Source organism: Campylobacter concisus (assembly GCF_902460575.1).
GTDB classification, from domain to species: domain Bacteria; phylum Campylobacterota; class Campylobacteria; order Campylobacterales; family Campylobacteraceae; genus Campylobacter_A; species Campylobacter_A concisus_AW.
Genome location: NZ_CABPUY010000003.1, coordinates 380984 through 390572, shown reverse-complemented (window position 1 = coordinate 390572; position 9589 = coordinate 380984). Strand labels below are relative to the sequence as shown.

Sequence of the window (9589 nt, the reverse complement as noted above, 5' to 3'; positions counted from 1 at the left end):
AAGCTGGTGACAAAGATGCTGGTAAAACAACAGTAGAAGTTACTATACCAAAAGATGGTTCAGTAAAACCAGGTGATAAAGTAGTAGTTACTGATGACAATGGCAAAAAGACTGAAAAACCAATCAATCAAGATGATATAGATAAAGGTAAGATTGATATCCCAGTTGATCTAAACCCAGGTAAAGACAACAATGTAACAGCAGAGATCATCAATCCAAATAACCCTAACAACCCAGGCAAGGATAGCAAGGTGATAGGTGAGGCTTCAAGCACTGTTAAAGTAACAATTGATGAGATCATCGATGATGTAACTGGTGGTGTAGTAAATGGTGATGTTAAAAATGGTCTAACAAACGATAATCTACCAACATTCAAAGGTAGTGCAGCACCAGGTGCAACAGTAGAAATTTACGAAAGCTTCTACACAACTACAGAAAAAACTCTAGTTGGTAAAACAGTAGCTGACGCTAATGGCAAATGGAGCTTTACACCAACTGAAGCTATGGGTGATGGAGAGCACTACTTTGAAGCAGTTGCTACAGATAAAGTAGGTAATAAATCAACATCTGATAGAGTTTCACTTGATGTTGATACATTTGCAGATGCTCCTGTAATAGATGCTGTAAATGACAATGTAGATAGCCAAACTGGCAACGTTTTAGACGCTAAAACAAAAGTTGCTCTAACAAATGACAGCACACCAACTCTTGAAGGATATGCTGAGCCTGATTCAGTTATCACTATCTATGAGATTAGTGAGCTAAATGGCGAGAAAACAGCTATAGGAACAGTCACAGCTGATAATCATGGTGGTTGGAAATTTGAACTACCTGAACTAGGAGATGGTGAGTATAAATATACTACAAGAGCACAAGATAAAGCAGGAAATATCTCAGACTTCTCAGAAGAAGTAGTAGTCAATGCTGATCTAATAGCTCCATCAGAACCAACAATCACATTTGTTGAAGATGTAAATCCAAAAGATGGCAAGCTAAATAAAGCTGAAAATAGCAAAGATGGCGATAGTGCTAGCACAAAAGCTCAAATTTCTGTCCCAGGTGATGCTGAAGAAAATGATGTGATCCACTACACTGTAAATGGTGAGGAAAAAACACATACTATTACTTACAATGACAGAGTAACTGGATATGTAGAGATCAAAGTACCAGTAGTTGATGGCAAAGCTTCAAGCGTAACAGCTAAGATCGTTGATCAAGCAGGTAATGCTAGTAAAGAAGTGTCTAGCAGCATAGATGTGGATATTCATATTGACGCTCCAGTAATCACCGCAGTAACAGATAACTGGTGGGGTGGTGTTGAAAATGACGGAAATGTACTTGGTGCAAATGACGGCTTTACAAATGATACTACACCGACATTTAAAGGCAAAGCTGAGGCTGGCTCAACTATCGTTCTTAAAAATGGTAACGATATCATCGCTGAAAAAGTTATTGTAGATAGTGATGGCAACTGGGAATTTACTCCAAAATCTCCACTTGCTGAGGGTGAGTACAATGTAGTAGCTATCGCAACTGATAAAGCTGGTAATGTTAGCGTTCCATCAAATGTTGCAACTGTAAATGTTGATATAAGCACTACACAGCCAGTTATAACTGAGATCATCGATGACGAGGCTGGTGGTGTTGTAGGTAACGTTAAAAATGCTCTAACAAATGACAACTTGCCAACATTAAAAGGTACAGCTGAGGCATTCTCAACTGTTAAGATAATGGTAGATGATAGAATGGTATTTAAAGATGGCAAAGAAGTAACAGTTACGGCTGATAAAGACGGCAACTGGGAATATACATTTGAGGCAAATTTAAACTGGGGTGGCAAAGTACATGCTGCACTAGAAGATGGAGTACATACTCTTAAAGTTCAAACAACCGATAGAGCAGGCAACAGAAGCGCTGTATCAGAGTGGTCAAGTGTAGATGTTGATAAAACTATTGGTATTCCAAAAGTTAAGATAACAACTGATACAAATGGCGATAAGAATATAGACATAGATGATGCTTCGGCTCTAAAAGATGGCAAGCTTAAATGGGTTATCGAAATTCCAGAAAACACTGTAAAAGCAGGCGATAGAGTTCAAATTCTTGGAAGCGATGCTAAAACTTGGACAGATATCTTTAAAGTAACTGCGCAAGATATAGCTAAAGGCTTTATAGAAAGAGATGAATTTAGCATCGATATGCCAAAATCAAGAGGCTTCCAAACCCCATCTTATAGACTAGTTGATGATGCAGGTAATGTAAGTGAAGGTTCTATGGATGCAGTAAAAATAGTAGGTTTTGCTCCAAAAGCTCCAACTATCATAGCAGTTCTAGATAACGAGTATGGTATAGATCCAAAGGACCCAATCAGCATAAATGCTGGAGATACAACTGGTAATGTCTTGGAAGGAGTTATAGCTATAACAAACGACAATACCCCTACGTTAATGGGTAAAGCTGAAGCTGGTACAACCATCACTCTTAAAAAAGGCAATACTGTAATCGCTGATAATATCCCAGTGGATGCTAACGGTAGTTGGCATTATGAACCAGAGGAGAATTCTCCATGGGCTGATGGCGACTATAAGATCACAGCAATTGCTAAAAATATCTTTGGCAAAGAGAGTGAGTCTTCAAGTCCAATTACTGTAACAGTTGATACTACAGGGCCTGAGGTAACTTTGACAAGTATCGAAGATAGTGTAAAAACCAACGATGTTGTTGATTTTACAGGAAACGTTAAAGACAAGGTTACAAATGACAATACTCCACTTCTAAAAGGCACAGCAGAGGCTGGATCTGTAATCATCATAAAATATGGTGAGCATCATGAGAATGAGGTTACCACTAAAGCTGATAAAAATGGTCATTGGGAATACAAGATCACTAATCCTCTTAGCGATGGTGAGCATATAATTTCATACCAAGCAGTAGATAAAGCTGGTAACACTAGCCTTGAATATGTAGCTAATGTAACAGTTGATACTAAGATAGCAGATGCAAAAGTTGAGTTTATCGAAGATACAAATAACGATGGTAAATTTAGCTGGAAAGAAAATATAGAAAATACTCACACAGGACGTCTATCATGGAAGGCTCTTATACCAGATGATGGTAGCATAAAAGCTGGTGATATATTCCACTATAAATGGGATGAAACAGGCTGGCATGAGCGCGCTATAAGTCAAGCTGAAATTGATAGAGGCTACATTGGTGAGATGAAAAATAACCAAATTGGCAAAGATCAGCCGGATGCTGGTAAGCCTATGCCTTATGGTAAAAATGCAAACGGAAGCGTTTATGTTGCTGAAGCATTCTTTAGTGATGCGGCTGGCAATAAAGGTGCTAAGGGTAGCGATAAAGTGGTATTTGACTTTAGTGATAATACAGATAATAAACATATTGCGACAACTAACGTTAAGATCACAAGCATATATGATGATGTTAGAGGCGGCCACTTAGGCAACCTTATCACAAATGAGGCTGCACAAGTTGCAGGCTTAACAAATGATAAGACACCAACTATAAGTGGAACAGCTGAGGCTAATGCAAGCGTAAAAGTATCTGTAGTTGATGGTAAGTTACATAGCGTTTGGGAGAAAACTATAACAGCTGAAAGTGATGGTAGCTGGAAGGTAACAACTGATGATATTGCCGACGGTAACTACTCTGTAACAGCAGTAGCTACAAATAAAGCTGGTGCGGTTTCAAATCCTTATGTAGTATCAAATCTTGAGATAGATACAACTATTGCTCAACCTAACATTTGGATTAAAGAAGATGCAAATCAAGATAAAATCTATGATAAAGCAGATTATGAAAATCCAGCAAATGGCAACGGTGATATAACATTTGTTGTAGATATACCACAAGACCGCGTAACTATAAAAGCTGGGGATGTTTTCCATTATATGATCAATACTAATAATCCAAAATGGGGCAATATAAACGGTTATACCGAAGATATTACTATAACTGAAGCAGATATCAAGAGCGGTAGCATAAGTCGCGTGGTAACTCTTTGCGATGATGGTAAAGACTTTAATATGAGCCATAACGGTATGATAGTATCTATGAATGGACAATTTAAAGACCTAGCCGGTAATGCACTTTCTAATGATACAATGGTAAGGTTTGATCTAAAGAACACTTATGGTGGTAAAGTAAGAAGCACTAGAAGCTTGCCAGATGATATCTTAGACAATGATAGTGTTGATCTAAGCAATGCTGCTCGTATAAATGAGCCAAAAGCTGAGCTAAATGTTCTAAATAATAATAAAATAGGCGTTAGCGCAAATGATCTGTTAGAAACACCAAAAGATCATATCATGAATGAAGGTAAGTCAGAAGCTAAACCTTCTTATGCTACTGCAAGCTCACATGCTGGCGAAGAAAATATAGCTACAACTCATCCTATCCAAATCGAAGAGAAAGTAGAAAACTACTTCTAATTTCTTAAAAGCAGGGCGGATAAAGTCTGCCTTGCTTCGAATTTGTTTGCGGTGAAGGGAGTTTGTATGCAAAGCGAGAAGACAAAAAATTTACTCGATGAAGTAAATGAAACAATAGATTTTATATTTAGAACATGTAACAGAAATGGTGGCACAAAGAAGGCTTTAGAAGATAAAAAGCTAAGTAGAGAAATTTTAAAAGATAAATTTAAATCGATCTTTTTAAAATTTGGCCAGATAGATGAGGCTAGTTTTAAGAGTGCGATCCTTGCAAATGAGGAAGCAAAAGAGCTAAATGAGATAGCGATGGCTCTTGAGATAGACAAAGATGTAAGCTTGCTAGAGCTAGAGCGAGCGATAAATTTTGACCTAACTAGCGTCAAAGAAGAAATTTATAAATTTCAACATAATAACTAATACACTTTGGTGTGAGAGGGGGTCTCACACCAAAATTTAATAACTAAATACTTCTGGATCGATAACCATCGCTCTATAAGCGACATCATCTCTTGAAGCAGAATCCACATCCATCTCAAATTTTATATCATTTGTCTTTGGGTCGATCTCAACTAAGACCATTTTGATAGTCTTGTCAGGGCGAAGTAAATTTACGTTTGAGCTTGAGATAAAGTAGGTGCTTTTATCCTTTTGCCACTCGACGTTGCTGGTGACTGCGCTGTAAAAGTCAAAGCCACGCTCCTTGCCAAACTGCCAAGTCTGCTCAACCGTGCCCTTTTTCTCATCTATTTTATACTCAACCGCGCGGGAGTATTTGTCCTCTTTAAAGGCTGGCTGCTCCATGCCTCTAGCATCGCCATTGTCAAAGACGCTTATATGCTTTATGTCGCCCTTGTTTTCATATCTTGGCGTTAGCCACGCAGTGTGCTGAGTCCATGACCAGTCAAATTCGCCCTCGCATTTTGAGTTTTCACATTTTATCTTGTTGCCTTTACTATCGACTGGAGTTAGCACTTTTGCTTTAAAGTCCTCGCTCCAACCCTCGGGCGAGGCTAATATCCATTTTACTTTCTTGTCACGTCCTATCTTTACGATGCCTTGGTGACGAAGCGAAAGGATGATGCTATCATCGCTCTCATCGTATGAGATCGAATTTACATGTGCCCAGTTTCTGCCTGTGCCAGTGGAGGTGACATCGCCAAATGGCTGATCGTCGCTTATCTTGATCTCTTTTGCGTCCATATCGATGTTTAGGCAAACAGCCCTAGCATCAAGCGCTTTTATGAGGTTGCTACGATAGACGTTGTTGCCAAAAATTTCGTTTAGATCCCACTCTTCGACCACCTTGCCGGTGTTATCTACCTCGATGATGTGATCTCTTATTGTGTGAGAAATTTTGCCGTTTTTGTGGTGGTAGTTGTATTTTGCTACTCTAAGAAGCGCGTGATCATCTTTTAGTGGCATCACCTCGTGGCTTAGGTCGATGTAGCCTCTAGGTAGTGGGCGGTTGTAAATTTCTTTTCCCATTAGATCATATCTAAGATATCTTTGAGCCATGCCAAAGCTGATATCGCCGTTTTTTAGCTGATGAAAGCCCATCATCATACCCCCATCCATCACTCTTCTCTCGCTACGGTCGTAAAATTTCTGATAGTCAAGGTACCATCTGACCTCACCTTTTGTATCTACGATGTAGTTTTCGGTAAAGTCGTTCCAGCTAGCAGCTCCACCATTTTTCCAATCGAGCGGTTTATAGACGCTTGTTATTGTATTGTTTATGAGATAGAGCCTATTTTTAAAGGCAGGATCGACCTTTTTGACGCGAGTTTTTTGCATATGCGAGAACCTAAAATCACGGCTATATGTGACGATAGGTTGGGCGTAAATTTTATATGTCTCAACCTTTTTAACTCCGTTAAATGTGTAGCTAAGCTCGACCTCATTTAGATAGTCAGGATAAAGTCCCCAAATAGGCACACCGTCATGCGTGAGCAAGGCATGCTCTGAGACGTTGTAGTCGATATCGATACCGCCATCTGGCTTGCCTTTTACTTTGACGTGGATATCTTTGATATCTTTGCCAGCTCTATCGATGATAGCAGTTAGCGGCGATACGTCGTAAGGGTTTATAAAGACTGAGCCAAGCTCTCCTTGAACCTTTACTTGATGAGCCAAGACACCAGCGTTTAGTGGAGCACTAAAGCCAAAACCACTCACCAAAACAGCCGCAAGGGCAACAGAACCTAAGAAATTCTTGCTCATTTTCGCTCCTTTGTGAAATTTAATGGTATCTTACTCCTCAAATTTCACACAAAACTAACGCTTATATGAAAATAGGCTTAAGTAAATTTATAAAGAAGTCGTTTTAAGAGGTAAAAATAAAAAGAAGAATTTAGGAGCAAAAGCCCCTAAATTTTAGTTGTTTGCGTCAAATTTCTTTAAAGCAAAGAGTACAAATTTATAGCTAGCAAACAATGTCACTGGCCAAAGTACCAAAAAAATTCCTGCTTCTAACATCTTTTATCCTTAGTATGCGTGATGATCGTTTTTGATCTCATCTTGCGTGATCTTCTTGCTATCTATCGCTCTCCAGACGACGAAGATATAAGCAAGTACGAAAGGCACTAACAAGCTAACATATGCCATAACGCCAAGTGTGTAGTGGCTTGAGCTTGCATTTTTGATAGTTAGCGAACTAGCAAGGTCGCTAAATGACGGATAAAATGCTGTGCCATTTAGTCCTGTTATCAAAAATAGTGCAGTCACAGCTAGTGTAACGCCAATGCCATAAGCGAAAATTCCGCGAATACTCTTTGTAAATGCCCCTTGGAAAATTCCAACAAGCACCAAAAGCACGCCAACAAGTAGTAGTGCGCCAGCGATAGGCATCTCGATCAAATTTATAGCGTATTTGTAAGGCACAAGGCTAACTACGCCGTTTGCGTCGTATGCAAAGCCATCTTTTGTAAGTATCCACGCAAGAAATCCTAAGAAAAATGGCAAGAATAGCACGGTGTTGATAATTAGCTGTTTTCTAGCGTTTTGTATAAATTCGCCATCAGCAATGTTGTTCATAAGATATAAGCAGCCGCCTATGCGAGATAGGAAAAACATCGCTATGCCAAGCAAGTACAAGTAAGGATTTGATAAAGCTTCAAGACCACGAAATGGAGTCTTCCACTCGACAAAGTTATGTTCATTTAGCACAAAATCACTACCGCTAAAAAATGTGCTAACCGCCATGCCGATAAGGATAACGCCAAGCGAGCCATTTATGAAAAGGAAAATTTCATAAGTTCTAGCGCCTAAGAAGTTATCAGGCTTTTTGCGGTACTCGTAGCTTACAGCTTGGATGATAAAGCAAAATAAAATAGCCAGCCAAACCCAGTAAGCGCCACCAAAGCTAGTAGCGTAAAATAGCGGGAACGCCGCAAAGCACGCACCGCCAAACATAACAAGCGTTGTAAATGTAAGCTCCCATTTTCTACCGATAGAATTTATGAGCATATCTTTTTTAAGCTCGTCCTTGCCAAGGCTAAAGATGAGCGACTGGCCGCCTTGAACGAACATCATAAAGACCAAAAGTCCGCCAAGAAGGCTAACTATAAACCACCAATAAATTTGTAAATTTTCTAAGCTTAAACTATGCATGATCGTTAAATCCTATCTTTATTTGCTTAAGCATGATCTTGATCTCGGCTATCAGCAAGACCGTAAATAAAACAGCAAATAATATAAATGAAATTTTGACATTTGAGTCAGATAAATTTGTAGCTCCTACGCCAACGGTCATGAGATCTTGTATCGCCCATGGCTGACGGCCGACCTCTGCTACTATCCAGCCAGCCTCAGCTGCGATGTAGCCAAGCGGTATGGTAAAGAGGCAGATCCACAAAAATGCTCTTATATTTTCAAATTTATATTTTCTTGAGAGATTTAGATAAAGAGTGATAGCAAAAAGAGCTATGAAGTAAGTGCCAAGTGCGACCATGATGTGGAAGCTATAAAATGTAAGTGCAACTGGTGGCACAGCATCTTTTGCGTCCTTAAGATAGCCATATCCTAAGAAATTTAGGTTGCTCTCTAAATTTGAAAGCGAGCTTTTCATTAAGCTCTCGTCATTTGCTTTTTTGGCCTCTTTGTAGTTTTTAAGAGCTTCGATAGCTACTTTGCCCTTTGCCATCTTCTCTTCTACGCTTATTAGATTGTGCTCGCTGTTGCCGTAAAGTAGATCGTTTATGCCTGGTGTAAATGAGTTAAGCTCTCTGTTTGCCATGATGCCAAGTGCGTAAGGCACCTTTATCTCAAGCAAAAAGGCATCGTTCTCATCGCCAAGTTTTTTAGCTGGGTTTAAAATGCCAGCGGCAACTAGGCCAGCGTTTTTCTCGCCCTTGTAAAGTCCCTCCATGGCTGCAAGTTTCATAGGCTGCTTTTGAGCTGCAAGATATGCACTCTCATCGCCGCTAAGTAGCAAAAATGCCGAAGTGATAAGGCCAAATGCGCTAGCAACGACGATGCTTTTTTTAGCAAGTAAGATGTGGCGTTTTTTTATCAAAAACCAAGCTGAAATTCCTATCACAAAAATAGCTGAGATAGTGTAGCCGCTAGTTACTGTGTGTAAAAATTTAGTGATACCAAGTGGATTTAGCGCGACTTCGAAGAAATTTTGCATCTCCATTCTAGCGGTGTCTGGGTTAAATTTCATGCCTATTGGGTATTGCATCCAGCCATTTGCGATTAAGATCCAAAGTGCGCTTAAATTTGAACCGATCGCAACAAGCCATGTTGAAAGCAGGTGAAATTTCTTACTAACCTTTTCCCAGCCAAAAAACATAATGGCAAAAAATGTACTCTCCATGAAAAATGCGAGCAAGCCTTCAATAGCAAGCGGAGCACCGAAGATATCGCCTACAAACCAGCTATAATTCGCCCAGTTTGTACCAAACTCAAACTCCATGATGATACCAGTAGCCACACCGATAGCGAAATTTATACCAAAGAGCTTTAGCCAAAATCTCGTTATCTCAAGCCAGGCCTTATCGCCAGTTTTGACATATATCGTCTCCATAATGGCGATGATAAAACTTAGCCCCAACGTAAGCGGGACAAACAAAAAGTGGTAAATGGCAGTCAGCGCAAACTGAGCCCTAGACCAATCAACAAAATCCATCTCAGACATT

General features: G+C 39.6%; 5 protein-coding genes. 2 read left to right on the top strand and 3 right to left on the bottom strand.

The features are described from left to right. On the top strand, positions 1–4451 hold a 4451-nt coding region (locus tag F3G76_RS10520), incomplete at its 5' end, for an Ig-like domain-containing protein (RefSeq protein WP_188116574.1). A gap of 66 nt (positions 4452–4517) precedes the next feature. Next, positions 4518–4868 (top strand): hypothetical protein, encoded by a 351-nt coding sequence (locus F3G76_RS08465; protein ID WP_103613093.1) that lies wholly within the window; start codon positions 4518–4520, stop codon positions 4866–4868. Between the two features lie 36 nt (positions 4869–4904). On the opposite strand, the gene F3G76_RS08460 is transcribed toward F3G76_RS08465, so the two are convergent. The 3 genes from F3G76_RS08460 to F3G76_RS08450 all read right to left on the bottom strand — a co-directional run bounded on the left by F3G76_RS08460 (position 4905) and on the right by F3G76_RS08450 (position 9588). Then, a complete protein-coding gene (locus F3G76_RS08460; protein ID WP_149706441.1) occupies positions 4905–6671 on the bottom strand; it encodes an aryl-sulfate sulfotransferase in 1767 nt (588 codons plus the stop codon). A gap of 264 nt (positions 6672–6935) precedes the next feature. Further along, positions 6936–8063, bottom strand: coding sequence for a cytochrome d ubiquinol oxidase subunit II (locus tag F3G76_RS08455; protein WP_223227461.1), 1128 nt, complete (start codon positions 8061–8063; stop codon positions 6936–6938). After that, positions 8053–9588 (bottom strand): cytochrome ubiquinol oxidase subunit I, encoded by a 1536-nt coding sequence (locus tag F3G76_RS08450; RefSeq protein WP_149706439.1) that lies wholly within the window; start codon positions 9586–9588, stop codon positions 8053–8055. Before F3G76_RS08450 ends, F3G76_RS08455 begins: the two co-directional genes overlap by 11 nt. Position 9589 lies beyond the last annotated feature (1 nt).

Bases quoted from the DNA above. Each gene is read 5' to 3' on its own strand.
- F3G76_RS08465 (WP_103613093.1), top strand. From the start codon at position 4,518: ATGCAAAGCGAGAAGACAAAAAATTTACTCGATGAAGTAAATGAAACA.
- F3G76_RS08460 (WP_149706441.1), bottom strand. From the start codon at position 6,671: ATGAGCAAGAATTTCTTAGGTTCTGTTGCCCTTGCGGCTGTTTTGGTG.
- F3G76_RS08450 (WP_149706439.1), bottom strand. From the start codon at position 9,588: ATGTCTGAGATGGATTTTGTTGATTGGTCTAGGGCTCAGTTTGCGCTG.